We start from the raw sequence: 15944 nt of genomic DNA, 5'->3' as shown, positions 1-15944 counted from the left end.
CGGAGTTGAGCCATGTCACCGACCACAATTCGCCTGATACGCTGGTTGATGGTTGGTCTGATTCTTTCCCTGGGTTATGGATTGGTGCTGGGGAAAGGGGGCTGGATTCGGCGTCAGGATCTGAAGCACCAACTTCAGGGGCAACGCGCCCTGAACCAATCGCTGGAAAAGCGGAATCAAACCTTGCGTGCCGAGGTGGCGGATCTCAAGTCGGGTTCTGACGCCATTGAAGAACGGGCGCGTCACGAACTAGGGATGGTGCGCCCGGATGAGGTGTTTTACCAGTACCGGACGGTTACGTCACCGCCGCCGGTGGTGGCTCACTGATTGGCGCTGGTCTGCCAAAAGCGCCACCATTCGATCTTTTTGGTCAGATCGCCCTGGGTAGTGAGGTAATGGCTGTTCGGGAAGTCCAGTTTGAGGACGCGCACCGTGTCTTGACTCAAATCCTTGAGTCCCATGGCATCGTAACTGCGTGCCATGATGTCGAGCGCATCTTCCTGGGCTGCGGTATGAGGATAGTTCCTCAGAATATTCAGAGCCCGATCCGTCGCGGCCAGGTAGGCTTGGCGCCGATAATAATAGCGTGCCACGGCCACATCGTTGCGCGCCAGGGAGTTGACCAGGTATTTCATGCGAATGATGGCGTCGGGGGCGTAACGGCTGTTGGGGAAGCGGGTGATTAAGTCACGGAAGGCATCGAAGGCATCCTTGGTGGGTTTTGTATCCCGTTGTACCAGATCGCTGTCGGTGTAAATGCCAAAAATCCCCAGATCGTCGCTAAAGTTGGCTAGCCCCTTCATGTAATAGGCATAATCCACGGCCGGGTGATTGGGGTGCGCTTTGATGAACCGGTCTGCTTCGCTGACCGCCGAGGCAGATTCATGTTGTTTGTAGTAGACGTAAATTTGCTCCAGTTCGGCCTGAGTGGAATAGGTGCCGTAGGGGTAGCGGGACTGCAAGGATTCGTAGAGTTTGGCGGCCTGCTCATAGTTACCTTCCTGCAGATCTTTTTTAGCCTCGCTGTGGAGTTTGGATGCCGACCAGTTTTTGGTGGGGTCATCGCTTTTTTCCAGTTCGCTACAGCCCACCAGGGCCACGACGAGAGTCAGGGCAACGTTTCGGAGTACACTGGAGTGTTTCATGAAAATTCTCACCATGCAATCTTTCCATTATAACAGTCCTGAAGAGAATGAACCGCTGGAATTGAAGGTTCCCGTGGAATACGGGGGGTTGCGTCTCGATCAGGCACTGGCCCGTCTTTTTCCTGATTGGTCACGGTCCCGCTGGCAGGCTCAGATCGAAGCGGGACGGGTTCGGTTGAACCAGGCTTTGGCGCAGCAGAAGACGCGCGTCTGGGGAGGGGAAAGCCTGTGGCTGGAGACCGAACCTGAAGTCTTTTCGGAAGAAGTCGTTCCGGAGGATATCCCTGTGGAAACCGTGGCGCTGGAGGAAGCCTTCAGAGTCATCCATAAACCCGCAGGTTTGGTGGTGCATCCGGGGCATGGCAACTGGCGCGGAACCCTGCAGAATGCCCTGTTGTTTCATGATCCGGCGGTAGCGCAGGTGCCCCGCAGCGGCATCGTCCATCGACTCGACAAGGACACCAGTGGATTGATGGTGGTGGCACGGACGCTGGCGGCCCATGGAGAGTTGGTGCGTCAGTTGCAGGCACGCACCGTGCATCGACATTATTGGGCGCTGGTTCAGGGACAGGTGCGGGAGGGAGGAAGGGTAGAGGCGCCCGTCGGCCGTCATGCCACGCAGCGTACCCGCATGGCCATTACGGCGGCGGGGCGTCCCGCCGTCACGCACTACGAGGTGGTGCGGCGTTTGCCCTGTCATACCTTGTTGGAATGTCGCCTGGAAACCGGCCGTACCCATCAGATCCGGGTGCATATGGAGCATTTGGGGTTTCCTCTCGCGGGGGATCCTGTCTACAAGGGAAAAAACATTGCACTTGATGGGCGCAGCAGCGCTGCTTTGCGGGATTTTGGACGACAGGCCCTGCACGCGTTTCATCTGGGATTCCTGCATCCTGATACCCGGCAGCCCTGTGCCTGGGATATTCCCCTGGCCGCAGACATGGCCCGTTTGGTCGAGGTGCTGGAAGAGGCTGTTTATGTGTGAAGGATCCAAGGCGCTCTTGCCGGGGGGGCCGGTTGACTGGCCCGCCCCCTCCTGGGTGCGTACCTGGAGTACCCGGCGCGGTCTGGATTTGGGTTTGCAGGGGGCAACGGCCCCTGAGCAGGTGAACCAACACCGACAAACATTGGCCCGGACCTTGCAGATACAACCGTGGTGGTTGACCCAGGTGCATGGGGTGGGAGTTAAAACGGATCAGAAAGAAATGGAGGAGGGGGCAGATGCCTCCGTGACCCGGCGGACGGGTGTCGGATGTATCGTGTTGACGGCAGATTGTTTGCCTGTACTCTTTTGTCATGAACGGGAGCCTGTGGTGGGCGCAGCACATGCAGGATGGCGGGGGCTGGCTGCCGGTGTACTGGAAAATACCTTGCAAGCCATGGCGGTAAATCCCGAGGGCATTCTGGTCTGGTTGGGGCCGGCTATTGGGCCCCAAGCCTTCGAGGTGGGCTCAGAGGTGCGGGCGCACTTCCTTGACGCTCAGCCTGAATCCGGGGAGGCATTCCGTTCCGGTCAGGGAGGGCGATGGTGGGCAGATCTCCATGCATTGGCGCGCTTGCGCCTGGCTCGGCTGGGAGTCACCCGGATTTATGGCGGGGGGCATTGCACTGTCCAGGAAAATGAAGCGTTCTACTCCTATCGGAGGGAGGGCTTGAGGGCGGGGCGCATGGGACACGTCATCTGGATGGCAGAACCATGAGACGAGAGAGGGAAGCGTATAATGGAAGGGTTATCTTCCCGATGTTCTTTCCATGACACCCTTGATGAATTCCATGTTGGCGGGGGTAGTGGCCGGCGTATTATCAATGCTCTGCGCGGCATTGGTCATTTATACTGCCCGTCCTGCCTGGGTTCCCCTGTTGGTGAGTTACGCCATTGGGGCCCTGCTGGGAGCGGTTTTTCTGGAAATCCTGCCCCATGCTTTTCACCATGAGGCCAGCCCGGAAGCGGTTTCAGCCACGGTATTGGTGGGAATCCTGATTTTTTTTCTGCTGGAAAAACTGGTGCTCTGGCGGCACGTTCATGTCCATGATGTGGCCGGACTGGAAGCCCACGCCCATGCCCACGCCCATGAGCCTCAGGGGCGGACGGGGGCCATGGTGGTGGTGGGGGATTCGGTTCACAATTTCGTGGATGGCATCATCATTGCCGCAGCCTTTGTCAGCGATACTCGTTTGGGGATGGTGACGGCGCTGGCCATCATTGCCCATGAGTTGCCTCAGGAAGCGGGGGATGCCCTGGTTTTGCTGCATTCCGGAATGTCCCGTCCGCGCGCCCTGGCCTTCAACCTGTTTTCAAGCATGGCCACTTTGGTGGGAGCGGTCATCGCCTGCCTGGCCTTGCAGTCCTTGCAAAAATGGGTTCCTTACCTGCTGGCTTTGGCTTCAGCCAGTATGATCTATGTGGCGGTGGCTGACCTGATTCCTGGGCTACATCGCCGGGTGGATCTGCGTACCTCCGCCCTGCAGATGGGATTGATCGTGCTCGGTGTGGCTTCCATTCATTGGGCTCATGTGTTGATCCTGGAGTGAGGTCGCAACGGGAGCATTGTTGACTTGCTGCTGCAATGTGTGGAACAACTGGGTAATCTGATCCAGGTGGTGCCCCATCAAATTCTGCAGGGAAAGGCCATCGCTGGCGGGGTGCGGGTCCGGGAGGTCGGTGCCGGTGTTGTCCTGCGAAGATCGTTCGAGCGCATAACGCAATCCCTGTTCCAGATAATGACCGAGAAAGCGTTGCATGCCGTTGCCATAGGAGCGAATCATCCGGGATAGCATCTCGCAACTGAAGAGGGGGGACTTGCCCAATTCCTCTTCCAGGATGATTTGCATCAGGATGCAGCGGGTCAGGTCCTGTTGGGTTCTGGCGTCGATGACCTGGAAGGGAGTCTGTTCGAGAACCAATATTTTGACTTCGCAAAGCGTGATGTACCGCTTGGAGCGCATATCGTATAAGCGCCGATTGGGGTATTTCTTGATCACTCGTGGGGCTTCCATGGCTTTGTCCTGTGTATGGTGCAGCACAATAGGGGGCATTATTCCATGAATCAGGGATTAGAGTGGGATATTTAATAAAATATTAATAAAACAATGAGATGATCCAAAGATTTTAAACAGGCCGGTGATGTTGCGATGCAACAAAAAAGTATTGACAAGAAACTTTTGCTCCGGTAACCTTGCAATTGTGCGCTGCAACATAGACGCAGCGGGGTGTCAGATCCCCTTGATTTCTGGCCAGAATTTTGTCTCCTCCTCCTTTATTGCAAAGGTTTCCTTTCGATAGAGGCTTCAACCCGCAGAACAGACTCTGCGGGTTTTTTTTGTCCTCTGCTACCATAGAGGAAAAGGGTTCTGCATCTCTGTGGGATCCATTGACTGTCAAGGAGTTTATTGTGGTGAACCGTCAACCTTCCGCTTCTTCCGTACCACGCGTCGGTTTTGTCTCCCTGGGATGTCCCAAGGCATTGGTGGATGCCGAACGCATTCTGACTCAGGTCAGGGCTGAGGGGTATGAGGTGGTGGGGGACTATGAGGGAGCGGATGTGGTGGTGGTGAACACCTGTGGCTTCATCGAATCCGCCATTGAGGAGTCTCTGGACGCCATCGGAGAAGCGCTGGCGGAAAATGGGCGAGTCATCGTTACCGGTTGTCTGGGGGCTCAGGCAGGCAAGATTCTTTCGACCTACCCTCAGGTATTGGCAATTACGGGACCTCATGACCAGGCGGGGGTGATGCAGGCGCTACACGAACATCTCCCGCAGCGCCATGATCCCTTCACCAGTCTGGTTCCCCCCCAAGGGATCAAATTGACCCCGGCTCATTATGCCTACCTCAAGATTTCTGAAGGGTGCAATCATCGCTGTACCTTCTGTATCATCCCTTCCCTGCGCGGTGATCTGGTTAGTCGTCCGCTCGGGGAAGTGCTGCAGGAGGCTGAACATCTGGTTCAGGCCGGGGTTCGGGAGTTATTGGTGATTTCTCAGGATACCAGCGCCTATGGGGTGGATGTGCGGTATCGTACAGGCTTCTGGCAGGGTCGTCCCCTGCGCACCCGTATGACGGAACTGGCCCGTGCCCTGGGTCAGATGGGGGTCTGGGTGCGCCTGCATTATGTTTATCCGTACCCCCATGTGGACGAACTGATTCCGCTCATGGCCGAAGGGCTGGTTTTGCCCTATCTCGACGTCCCTTTGCAGCATGCCAGTCCGCGCATCCTGCGCGCCATGAAACGACCGGGAGATGTGGAACGGACCCTGGAGCGCATCCAGTCCTGGCGTCGCGACTGTCCCGATCTGACCTTGCGCAGTACCTTCATTGCGGGGTTTCCAGGAGAAACGGAAGAGGACTTTCAGCAGTTACTGGACTTTCTGGAGGAAGCCCAACTGGATCGGGTGGGCTGTTTTGCTTACTCTCCGGTGGAAGGGGCTACGGCCAATGCTTTGCCGGATCCCGTACCTGTGGCTGTGCGTGAGGAGCGCCAGGCACGGTTCATGGAACGCCAGGAGAAGATCAGCGCGCAACGCCTGCAACGTTTTGTGGGGCGCGATTGTCAGGTGTTGGTGGATGAATTGACGCCCGAGGGGGGGGCCGTGGGGCGCAGTGCGGCCGATGCGCCAGAAATTGACGGCATCGTGGCCATTGCCCCTGCTGCGGGATTCAAGGTTGGCGAGTTTGTAACCGTTCGTATCGAAGAAGCCATGGCCCATGATTTGAGTGGTTTCAGGGTGGATCATGTCGGTTCATAAGACGTTGGTGGTGCCGGGCCTGTTTCCGGCTTTGCCCGATTCGGCGGTGCCTGCTGTTCCGGCATTGGAAAAGGCCTGGAGCCAGGGGGACCGAGAAGTCTTTGAGCGGCCCCTGACTTTGGCCCAGTGGCCTCCCAACCAGGAAACCACCTGGGAAAGTGCGCGCCGCGCCCAAGCAGCGGGAATTTTCCACGCGGCACCCCATTGGTTATGTGCGGATCCCGTTCACTTGCATGTGGAAGGGGACGGGTTGATTTTGCTCGATGATTATACATTTGAGCTGAGCGCAGAGGAAAGTCGCGGGTTACGGGAAGATCTCAATGCCCATTTTGCAATGGATGGCCTGTATTTTCATGAGGTTACGCCGACCCGTTGGCTGTTGGGTCTCCCCTCCCTCCCGGAGATCGAGACGACGCCCCCCCGGCAGCGGGTTGGACGCAATATCGATGGTCACTTGCCGCGCGGGCCCCAGCGTGGTCTGTGGCAAGCCCGCTTCAACGAGATCCAGATGGTCCTGCATGACCACCCCCACAACCAGGCTCGCCAGGCGCAGGGGCGGCGGGTGATCAGCGGAGTCTGGTTATGGGATGAGGCCTGTACCCAGTCGGCGCAGGAAGTGGTGGAGACCTTGCGTGCCCCCTCGGACTATGGCGATGCGGAGGGATGGATGGCCGCCCTCGAGGAGTTTCTGGAGACGCACTGGCAGTACTGGCAGGATCAGTTGCGCCAGGGAACCCTCGAAACCCTGACTTTGGTAGCGCTGGAAGGACGCTTCAGCGGACAGGTAGTTCTGCGCCATTCCCAGCGCTGGCGGTTCTGGCGTAAAGTTTTGCCCTTGATGGGGATGCCGGGGGTGCGTCCCCTGCGCGAATCCTGATGGTCAGGGACTGGCTTACCGAGGTATAATCCAAGGCTTTATTGGCGAGAATTTTATTCCATGGAAGCGGAACAACTAAATGCTCTGGAAACCCTTCAACAGGACCTGACTGTGCGTCTTCAGGCCCTGCGGAGGTATCTTTGACTTCGATGCCAAAGTCGAGCGCCTGAACGAGGTCATTCATCTTTCGGAAGACCCGGCGCTTTGGCAGGACAGCAAAAGGAGCCAGGAACTGGGGCGGGAACGCAAGATGCTGGAAGAAGTGGTGGACGAAGTGCATGGGTGTACTCAGGCCCTTGAGGAAAGTCACGAACTTTTTGCGTTGGCCCTGGCAGAGGCCGATGAAGAAACCCTGCAGGCCGTTGCGACGGATCTGGCCGGCATAGACAAACGGGTTGGCGTCATGGAGTTTCGGCGGATGTTCTCCCATCCCATGGACTCGGCCAATGGATTTCTGGATATTCAGGCGGGTTCGGGCGGGACGGAAGCCCAAGACTGGGCGGCCATGCTGTTGCGCATGTATGTGCGCTATGCCGAGCGCAAGGGATTCGGGGTGGAAATTCTGGAGGAGTCGCCGGGTGAAGTGGCGGGCATCAAGAGTGCTTCCCTAAAATTGACGGGGAGTTATGCGTTTGGTCATTTGCGAACCGAGACGGGGGTTCATCGCCTGGTGCGCAAATCCCCTTTTGATTCCGGTAACCGTCGCCATACCTCCTTTGCCTCTGTTTTCGTGTATCCCGAGGTGGATGATTCCATAGAAGTGGAAATCAACCCGGCTGATCTGCGTATCGATACCTTCCGCGCCTCGGGCGCGGGCGGTCAGCACATCAACAAGACCGATTCGGCAGTACGTCTTACCCATGCGCCTTCGGGGATCGTGGTCCAATGCCAGAGCGACCGTTCCCAGCATCGCAATCGTGCAGAAGCCATGGCCATGTTGAAATCAAAGTTATATGAAGCCGAATTGCGCAAGCGTACGGTGGAAAAACAGGCCATGGAAGACAGCAAGACGGACATTGGCTGGGGGCACCAGATTCGTTCCTACGTGCTCGATCAATCACGCATCAAGGATCTGCGCACCGGCGTGGAAGTAGGCAATACCCAAGCCGTACTGGATGGCGATCTGGAAGGCTTCATCGAAGCCAGTTTGAAGCAGGGAGTGTGACGGGATGCACGAAGAAGATAATACATTGGTTCAGGAACGGCGCGCCAAATTGCAGGCTCTGCGCTCCATGGGGGTGGCTTTTCCCAACGATTTTCAGCGTACGCACGAAGCGGCTCCTCTGCACGAACAGTATGGCGCGTTGAGCGAGACTGATCTCGAGGTGCGGGAAGTGCCGGTGCAACTGGCGGGTCGTCTGATGCTCAAGCGCCTCATGGGAAAGGCCAGTTTTGCCACCCTGCAGGATGGCACGGGCCGCCTCCAGATTTTTTTGCAGAAGGATCAGGTGGGAGAGGAGGTCTATCAGGCCTTCAAGCACTGGGATCTGGGCGATATTCTGGGGGTACGGGGCGCGCTGTTCAAAACCCGTATGGGGGAATTGACGCTCCGGGTCACGGAGATACGGTTGCTGGTTAAATCCCTGCGTCCCCTTCCGGAAAAGTTTCATGGGCTGACCGATCAGGAACAGAAATACCGGCAGCGGTACCTGGATCTGATTACCAACGAACATTCTCGCCAGGTATTCATCCAGCGCAGCAGAATCGTGCAAAAAGTGCGCGAGTTTCTGGTGGCGCGCCACTTTCTGGAAGTGGAAACCCCCATGATGCACCCCATTCCCGGGGGAGCGGCGGCCCGTCCTTTCGTGACGCACCACAATGCCCTCGACTGCGATTTGTATTTGCGCATTGCCCCCGAGTTATATCTCAAACGTCTGGTGGTGGGGGGCATGGAACGGGTGTTCGAGATCAATCGAAATTTCCGCAATGAAGGGTTGTCCCCCCGTCATAATCCCGAATTCACCATGATCGAGTTCTATGCGGCTTATCAGGACTACCGCGCGCTCATGGACCTGACGGAAGACTTGCTGCGTTTCGTGGCGCAGGAAGTGTTGGGCACCACGGTGCTCGGTTACGGGGGACGGACACTGGATCTGGGACCGCCGTTTCACCGCCTGACTCTGGCGCAGGCTCTGGAAACCTATCATCCCGATTATACGGCCACACGCCTGAATGACCCGGTGGAACTGGTGCAGGAATTGACCCGACTGGGCGCCAAGGTGCCTGCCCGTGCTTCCGTGGGCATTCTCCAACTGGCACTTTTCGAGGAAACCACGGAAGCGCTTCTCTTTGAACCGACCTTCATCGTCGACTACCCGGCGGAGGTCTCGCCCCTTGCCCGGCGCAGTGATACGAACCCTGAAATCACTGAACGTTTTGAATTGTTCGTGGTGGGCCGGGAACTGGCCAACGGTTTTTCGGAATTGAACGATGCCGAGGATCAGGCAGAACGTTTTCAAGCCCAGGTACGCCAGAAGGAAGCGGGCGATCAGGAAGCCATGCACTATGATGCCGATTATATCCGAGCCCTGGAATATGGTTTGCCACCCACTGCGGGCGAAGGTATCGGTATCGACCGTCTGGTCATGCTGTTGACCGATAGCTCATCGATTCGGGATGTCATCCTCTTTCCCCAGATGCGTCAGGAAGTCTCTTGAAGTGGTTTGAACTTACCGTCGGGTTGCGTTATACCCGGGCCAAACGGCGTAACCACTTCATCTCCTTCATTTCCCTCATTTCCATGGCAGGTATTGCCCTGGGGGTGGCGGCGCTGATCGTGGTCCTGTCGGTCATGAATGGATTCCAGAAGGAAATGCGCGAGCGCATTCTGGGAGTGGCTTCCCATGTGCAGATCTTTGGCAGCGGCCAGTCTCTGGCCAACTGGCCCAAAGTGGCAGCGGAAGCCCGACGGGATCCGGAAGTCATCGGTACAGCCCCCTATGTCAATGGACAGGCCATGCTGGCCAATGATGACCTGGTCCAGGGCACGATGGTGCGGGGGATCTTGCCGGAGCAGGAACGCCAGGTGGCTGACCTGGATCAGCATATGGTGGCCGGCCACATGAGCGATCTCAAGCCCCATGAGTTTGGTATCGTGCTGGGTCAGGAACTGGCTCAGGCCTTACATCTGTCGGTGGGAGACAAGGTGGTGCTCATTACGCCCCAGGGTCAGGTGACGCCTGCGGGCATGTTGCCCCGTCTCAAGCAGTTCAAGGTGGTGGGGTTGTTTCATGTGGGAATGTACGAATATGACAGCGGGTTGGCCCTGATTCATCTGAACGACGCCCAGGTACTGTTTCGTATGGGAGAAAATGTAACGGGTGTCCGTCTCAAGTTGAAGGACCTCATGCTGGCACCGAGCGTAGCGCATCGATTGGCGTCGACCCTGACGGTGGATGCCTGGCTGACGGACTGGACCCAGGAACATGCCAATCTGTTCCATGCCGTGGCCCTGGAAAAAACCATGATGTTCATCATCCTGTTGCTGATTGTGGCGGTGGCGGCCTTCAACATTGTATCTACTCTGGTCATGGTGGTAACGGACAAGCAGGCCGATATTGCGATTCTGCGTACCCTGGGAGCCTCGCCCGCCAGTATTCTGGTGATTTTCATGATTCAGGGGGCTTTGATCGGCGTGATCGGCATGGGCATTGGCGTGGCATTGGGTGTGGTGACGGCCCTCAATATTCGGTTCATCGTGCCCTTCATCGAAAAAGTTCTGGGCGTGCATTTTCTTTCTCCCCAGATCTATTTTATTTCCGAACTGCCCTCCGACCTGCAACAGGGCGATGTGCTGAGTATTGCGATCACCGCGCTGATCCTGACCCTGCTGGCGACTCTCTACCCCAGTTGGCGGGCAGCGCGGGTTCAACCGGCTGAGGCTTTGCGTTATGAGTGAGATGCTCCTGCGGTGCCAAGGCGTAACCCGGCATTTCACTTTGGCTGCCGATGAAGTTCCGGTTCTGCGTGGTCTCGATCTGGAAGTTCAGAAAGGAGAACAGATTGCCATTCTGGGGGTTTCCGGCAGCGGAAAAAGTACCCTGCTCCATGTGCTGGGCGGGTTGGATCGCCCCAATGAGGGGCAAGTCTCCCTGTGCGGACAAAATTTGACTGGTTTGAGTGACCGTCAGATCGGGCGTTTACGGAATCGCCACCTGGGGTTTGTGTATCAGTTCCACCACCTGTTGGCCGAATTCTCTGCCCTGGAAAACGTCATGTTGCCGCTGTCCATTGCGCGCATCGATTCTGTTTTAGCCTGCCAGAGGGCAACGGAAATGTTGGAAGCAGTGGGCCTGGGGCAGCGTTTGCACCATCGTCCGGGTGAACTCTCTGGCGGAGAGCGGCAACGAGCGGCGGTGGCCCGTGCCTTGGTGACCCGGCCTTCCCTCGTGCTGGCGGATGAACCCACCGGAAATCTGGATCGTCAGACAGCATGGCACGTTTTTGAACTGATCCTGAGCCTCAACCGCCGCCAGGGAGCGGGGTTGGTTATGGCGACCCATGATCTGGAACTGGCGGATCGTATGGATCGGCGTTACCGCTTGGAAGATGGAGTCTTGAGGGCTCTTTGAGCGGGGTCAGGTACGCCAGGCAGCCGTGACGTCGGGGATGGCTTGCAAGGTTTTGAGCGTACGGGCCAACTGTTCCAGACTGTCGATCTGAACGGTGAAGCGCATGCGTGCCTGCGTCCCATGGGTGTGGGTGTTGACACCGATGACATTGACTTTTTCACGGGTTAAGGCTTCGGAGATATCGCGCAGGAGTCCCTGCCGGTCCTGGCTCAGGACTCCGATATCCGTGGTAAAAGGTTGAGCTGGGGTGTTTTCTCCCCAGGTTACGGGAATCAGACGTTGCCATTGCTGATGGGTAAGGGCAGCCAGGCTGCGGCAATTGGCGCGGTGAATGCTGACCCCCCGTCCGCGCGTGACGAATCCCAGGATGGGTTCGGGGGGGACGGGCTTGCAGCATTTGGCGATGCTCGTGGCGATCTGGGACACACCGACCACCAGCACCCCCTGGTCGCCACCGGAAGGGCCGGGCGTGGTCAGAGGGAGTTTGATTTCCTGTGGCGACACGGGCGGCGCGAGAAGATTGTCCAGTTGGCGCAGGGTGACCTCGTTGCGGGCAAGGGCCACCAGAAAATCTTCCGTTCGGGCATAGCCGACCTGATTGGCTAACTGTTCCTGGGAAAGAGCGGTTTGGCCCGTGCGCGCCATCCACTTGTCGAGGAGGGTCCGCCCATGACTGAGGTCTTCCTCCCAATGTTGTAATTTGAACCATTGACGTACCTTGGCTTGAGCTCGATGGGTTTTGAGATACCCATAGGCAGGGTTCAGCCAGTCGCGGCTCGGACCCCCTTGCCGCACCGTCAGTATTTCCACCCGTTGCCCGTTGTTCAGAGGTTGGTTGAGGGGCGTCATGCGACCATCCACCTTGGCCCCCCGGCATCGATGACCCAACTCCGAATGGACGTGATAGGCAAAGTCGATGGGGGTTGCTCCCTGGGGCAGGTCGATGATGCGTCCCTGGGGCGTAAACACGAAGAGAGTTTCATCTCCCGGAGGTAGGGAAGTGCCGGTATTCAGGGCGGCTTCCCGTTGCCAATCCAGCATCTGGCGTAACCAGACCACCCGTTCTTCGAAGGAACGGTCTGCCCGCGCGCCTTCCTTGTAGCGCCAATGGGAGGCAATGCCCAATTCCGAATCGCGGTGCATTTCGTGGGTACGGATCTGAACTTCCACGATCTTGTTTTCCGGACCATAGACAGCAGTATGGAGGGAACGGTACTGGTTGCCTTTGGGGCGGGCAATGTAGTCGTCAAATTCGCCCGCAACGGGCACCCATCGCTGGTGGACCAAGCCGAGGACGGTATAACACTCGGGAAGGGTATCCACGATGATCCGCACGGCGCGAATGTCGTAGACTCGTTCCAGGGACAGGTTCTTGGCACGCATCTTCTTGACGATGCTGAAGATATGTTTGGGACGTCCGGTCACGGTGGCCACCAGGCCATTTTCCTGCAGGAGGTCCTGTAATGTCCGGATCAACTGGGTAATGTACTGTTCGCGCTGGATGAACCGTTCGTCCAGTTGGTGCGCGATGGTCTTGTAAGTCTCTGGTTCGAGGGCGCGCAGGGAAAGATCTTCCAATTCCCATTTAAGGAACCAGACTCCCAGACGATTGGCCAGAGGGGTGTAGAGGTCGAGGGTCTGACGGGCCAGTTGACGTTGGGTGGGTTCGTCCAGCGAGGTGGATCGGCGCATCAACCAAACTCTTTCGGCCAGGGCAATGAGCACCACCCGGATATCCTGGACCAGGGTCAGCAATAATTTTCGGATCCCTTCGATATGTTCTTCGTGGGAAGATTTTGGATGATCCTGAATGTCCAGGGTGTTGACGATGTGATCCAGGCGGTGCAGTTCTTGAGTCAGGGTCCAGACTTCCGGGTCCAGATCCAGGCGAGCAGGCAGGGTTTCTTGTCGTGACCAGGGCAGAGCGCGCAGCAGGGCCACCACGATGCACGCCGGATGAGCTTCCAGATCACTCAGCAGACGGGCGCTGGTGAGGGCGCGCTGAAGCGCCCATTGGCCCTCTTCATCGGCAGGATCCTGCGCCGTAATGAGTTGAAAAAGTTGGGCAATCAGAGAGGATTCTGTCAGTTGATAACGCGCATGGAGGCCCAGTCCGGACAATCCGTGGGCCGAACTCAGGGGGCCAGCGTCGGTGCGCGCTACCATGGCAGAATCGAAAAAATGGAATTCATCTTTTCATTATGGGCGTTTCAGTGAGGTCCTTCAAGGGGGGGTGCTTTGGGTTCGGTCTCCGGACAGCGAGATTCCCAGTAATGGGGAAAAACCGCCCGCAGGACGGTTCCCTGGATTTGGTGATCTGCCATATGCAGTTCCAGAGCCCCGCATTGGTCGGTGCGTAGACGCTCGCTGTGCGCCTCTCCATAACGCATCCAGACCACGGGGTTGGGATGCTTGAAACGGTTATGGTCTCCAACGGAGAATAGACTCCAGCGTGGGGCAACGGCCTGCAGGAAAGCCGGAGTCGAAGAGGTCTTGCTGCCATGATGAGGCACGATCAGGACGTCCGCCTGCAATTTCTCCGGGCTGCGCTCCAGCAAGGCCTGTTCACTGCGTGCCTCGATATCGGCGGGGAGGAGGACATGGAGCCTCCCCACCGTGAGGCGTAACACGCAGGCTCGATCATTGCTCTTGAGGGTGGGGTCAGACAGGTCTTCAGGGTCAGGATACAGAATCTCAAAATCCACCCCCTCCCAGTTCCAGTGCATTCCGGCCACGCACGTCCGTGTATGCGGAATACCGTGCAACAAGGGATGGGATGCAGGCAGGGGGGATAGGATCCAGGGTACGGGATAGGCGCTGACCAGGGAATGCAATCCACCGCTATGGTCGAGGTCACCGTGACTGAGAAGCAGGCCGTCCAGTTGCCGAACGCCAAAACTGCGCAGGGCAGGGATCACTACCCGTTCTCCGGCATCCTGTTCGGAACTGACGCGCGGTCCCGTATCGACTACGAGGGTATGTCGGGCAGTGCGCAGCACCACCGCCAGGCCTTGCCCCACATCCAGCAGATCCAGCCATAGTCCCCCCGGATCGGGGCGAGGCAGAGGTGAGACAACCAGTCCCAGCAGTCCCAGGCAACCGGCCCAACGCCCTGGAATACCCCGCGGTGCCAGCAGGAAACCCACGCCCAGCGTGGCGACGATGAGAACGGGCAGGGTGGGGGTAGGCAGAGCCAGCGGAGGACCACTGTGGCGGACCAACCAGTCCAGTCCCCAGGCCGTGCCCGTCATGAGCGCATGGGCCATCTTCAGACAGAAGCCCAGTCCGGGGATCAGTCCCAGCAAGGCCAGGGGAACCACGCCCAGGCTGACCAGAGGTATGGCAAAGGCATTGGCCAGGGGCGAGATCCAGGAAACCTGCCCAAACAGCCAGATCAGCAGGGGCACCATGGCCCAGGTGGCGGCCCATTGACTGTGGATTTCCTGTTTCCAGAAAGGTAACCGCCCGGTTTGGTGTGCACCTGCATAAACCATCCAGGACACGGCACCAAAGGAAAGCCAGAAACTGGGGGAGAGGGAGGCAAAGGGGTCGCCGGTCAAGGTCAGGGCAGCGGCCAGGAGAAGGAGAGTGGAAGGGGGCAGTGGGCGTTTCTGAAAACGGGCGAGGGTGAGGACGGTGATCATGGCCAGGGTACGCTGGGTGGGAAGGGAAAATCCGGCAATCAGGGCATAGGCACTGGCACCCAGCCACCCGGCCAGCCAGCGGATGCGTAGGGAAGGGGACAGAAGACCGGTGACTTTGGCGACGAGGCCCGCCAGCATCGTGATATGCAATCCGGAGATGCTGATCAAATGGCCGACCCCCGTTGCCCAGAACAATTGCCAATCCGCAGGGGAAATGGTCGATTGGTCACCAATGACCAAAGCGATCAGCACCGGGCCCCAGGGTTGGTCCTTCAGTTGGCGACGCAAACGTTGACGCAGGAGATCCCGTTGGGCTTCTATGAACAAATGAAGGCCCCTGATTCCGCCGGGATGGGACCACCCCAAGAACACGGGTGGGGTACGCCGGTCGATGCTGCCTTGGGTCAGTATGCCCTCACTCCACGCCCAGGTGGCACTGTCGAATCCGCCGGGGTTGACCTGGCCGTGGGGACTTTTGACGCGACACTGCCAACGCCAGCGTTGCCCTGGATGCAGTTCTGCCGGTGCGTCATGGAGGGGGAGCGCGAATTCGGACAGTGCGACTTCGGCGGGGAACAGAAGGGACCCCGGGTCTGCGGCCACCTTGAAGTGAAGCGCGCCGGCGCGGCCTTCCGGCAAACTAATGAGGGTGCCCGTCAGCGTGAGGTTTTGATGTTCCCAGCGGGGCGGCAGGCGGTGTGCCATGCGCAGGCGAGCCCGTTCATTGGCCATGACAAGTCCCCCCAGAAACAAGGCGAGAAATAGGAGCATGGAGCGTCCCCGAGGCCAATGTCGTAGCGCGCCCACGCCGAGGGCCCAGACCAGGCTCGCGCCCTCGAGCGCGGACAACGGTACGAGACGGGGGGCAGCCTGAAGTACCAGGATGCCCAGGATCCAGGCACAGAGAAGGAGTCGCATACCTTCCCAGTATGCCCACGGGGGTACTGGGACAGCAGTGAAGA

14 protein-coding genes are annotated in these 15944 nt (G+C 58.2%); 10 read left to right on the top strand and 4 right to left on the bottom strand.

Annotation, left to right across the window (positions count from 1 at the left end; all coding sequences use genetic code 11):
• The first annotated feature begins 12 nt into the window (after nucleotides 1–12).
• On the top strand, nucleotides 13–327 hold the full coding sequence (ftsB, locus tag HO274_RS06095; protein ID WP_200874331.1) for a cell division protein FtsB: 315 nt from the start codon (nucleotides 13–15) through the stop codon (nucleotides 325–327).
• Here the strand turns inward: ftsB and HO274_RS06090 are convergent.
• Entirely contained in the window at nucleotides 321–1145 is an 825-nt protein-coding gene (locus HO274_RS06090; protein WP_031596645.1) for an outer membrane protein assembly factor BamD, read from the bottom strand. The genes ftsB and HO274_RS06090 overlap by 7 nt on opposite strands.
• Between HO274_RS06090 and HO274_RS06085 the strand changes: the two genes are divergently transcribed.
• Genes HO274_RS06085 through HO274_RS06075 form a run of 3 tightly spaced genes read left to right on the top strand, consistent with a single transcriptional unit; the run spans nucleotide 1144 to nucleotide 3677 of the window.
• Nucleotides 1144–2130, top strand: a complete 987-nt coding sequence (locus HO274_RS06085; protein ID WP_062187789.1) for an RluA family pseudouridine synthase — start codon at nucleotides 1144–1146, stop codon at nucleotides 2128–2130. The two genes, HO274_RS06090 and HO274_RS06085, sit on opposite strands and share 2 nt — an antisense overlap.
• Nucleotides 2123–2845, top strand: coding sequence for a peptidoglycan editing factor PgeF (gene pgeF / locus HO274_RS06080; RefSeq protein ID WP_062187786.1), 723 nt, complete (start codon nucleotides 2123–2125; stop codon nucleotides 2843–2845). Before HO274_RS06085 ends, pgeF begins: the two co-directional genes overlap by 8 nt.
• A gap of 52 nt (nucleotides 2846–2897) precedes the next feature.
• Nucleotides 2898–3677 carry a ZIP family metal transporter gene (locus tag HO274_RS06075; RefSeq protein WP_031596650.1) on the top strand — a complete coding sequence of 260 codons (780 nt, stop codon included), beginning with the start codon at nucleotides 2898–2900 and terminating at the stop codon, nucleotides 3675–3677.
• Here the strand turns inward: HO274_RS06075 and phaR are convergent.
• Nucleotides 3576–4142, bottom strand: coding sequence for a polyhydroxyalkanoate synthesis repressor PhaR (gene phaR / locus HO274_RS06070; RefSeq protein ID WP_273122160.1), 567 nt, complete (start codon nucleotides 4140–4142; stop codon nucleotides 3576–3578). The two genes, HO274_RS06075 and phaR, sit on opposite strands and share 102 nt — an antisense overlap.
• A 398-nt stretch (nucleotides 4143–4540) precedes the next feature.
• Here phaR and rimO point away from each other — a divergent pair, with 398 nt between their 5' ends.
• The 6 genes from rimO to HO274_RS06040 all read left to right on the top strand — a co-directional run bounded on the left by rimO (nucleotide 4541) and on the right by HO274_RS06040 (nucleotide 11338).
• On the top strand, nucleotides 4541–5890 hold the full coding sequence (gene rimO, locus HO274_RS06065; protein ID WP_031596652.1) for a 30S ribosomal protein S12 methylthiotransferase RimO: 1350 nt from the start codon (nucleotides 4541–4543) through the stop codon (nucleotides 5888–5890).
• On the top strand, nucleotides 5877–6767 hold the full coding sequence (locus HO274_RS06060) for a hypothetical protein (protein WP_062187782.1): 891 nt from the start codon (nucleotides 5877–5879) through the stop codon (nucleotides 6765–6767). The genes rimO and HO274_RS06060 overlap by 14 nt, the downstream gene beginning before the upstream one ends.
• 60 nt (nucleotides 6768–6827) lie before the next feature.
• Nucleotides 6828–7932 (top strand): peptide chain release factor 2 gene (gene prfB / locus HO274_RS06055; protein ID WP_319006087.1). Its coding sequence is split into 2 segments (ribosomal slippage): nucleotides 6828–6908 and nucleotides 6910–7932, totalling 1104 coding nucleotides; the frame shifts between segments, so codons are not numbered across the junction.
• Between the two features lie 4 nt (nucleotides 7933–7936).
• On the top strand, nucleotides 7937–9424 hold the full coding sequence (gene lysS / locus HO274_RS06050) for a lysine--tRNA ligase (RefSeq protein WP_273122157.1): 1488 nt from the start codon (nucleotides 7937–7939) through the stop codon (nucleotides 9422–9424).
• Nucleotides 9421–10665, top strand: coding sequence for a lipoprotein-releasing ABC transporter permease subunit (locus HO274_RS06045; RefSeq protein WP_273122156.1), 1245 nt, complete (start codon nucleotides 9421–9423; stop codon nucleotides 10663–10665). Before lysS ends, HO274_RS06045 begins: the two co-directional genes overlap by 4 nt.
• Nucleotides 10658–11338 carry an ABC transporter ATP-binding protein gene (locus HO274_RS06040; protein WP_273122153.1) on the top strand — a complete coding sequence of 227 codons (681 nt, stop codon included), beginning with the start codon at nucleotides 10658–10660 and terminating at the stop codon, nucleotides 11336–11338. Before HO274_RS06045 ends, HO274_RS06040 begins: the two co-directional genes overlap by 8 nt.
• Before the next feature lie 6 nt (nucleotides 11339–11344).
• On the opposite strand, the gene HO274_RS06035 is transcribed toward HO274_RS06040, so the two are convergent.
• Complete coding sequence (locus HO274_RS06035) at nucleotides 11345–13504, bottom strand: RelA/SpoT family protein (protein WP_062187776.1); 2160 nt, start codon at nucleotides 13502–13504, stop codon at nucleotides 11345–11347.
• A 44-nt stretch (nucleotides 13505–13548) separates the two neighbouring features.
• Nucleotides 13549–15900: a DNA internalization-related competence protein ComEC/Rec2 gene (locus HO274_RS06030; protein WP_273122150.1), complete on the bottom strand. Its 2352-nt coding sequence runs from the start codon at nucleotides 15898–15900 to the stop codon at nucleotides 13549–13551.
• Nucleotides 15901–15944: the final 44 nt, after the last annotated feature.

Origin of the sequence: Ferrovum myxofaciens (assembly GCF_013181415.1) — a bacterium.
Classification (GTDB): domain Bacteria; phylum Pseudomonadota; class Gammaproteobacteria; order Burkholderiales; family Ferrovaceae; genus Ferrovum; species Ferrovum myxofaciens.
The sequence above is the reverse complement of the archived record's forward strand: the minus strand, read 5'-3'. Positions and strand labels throughout refer to the sequence as shown.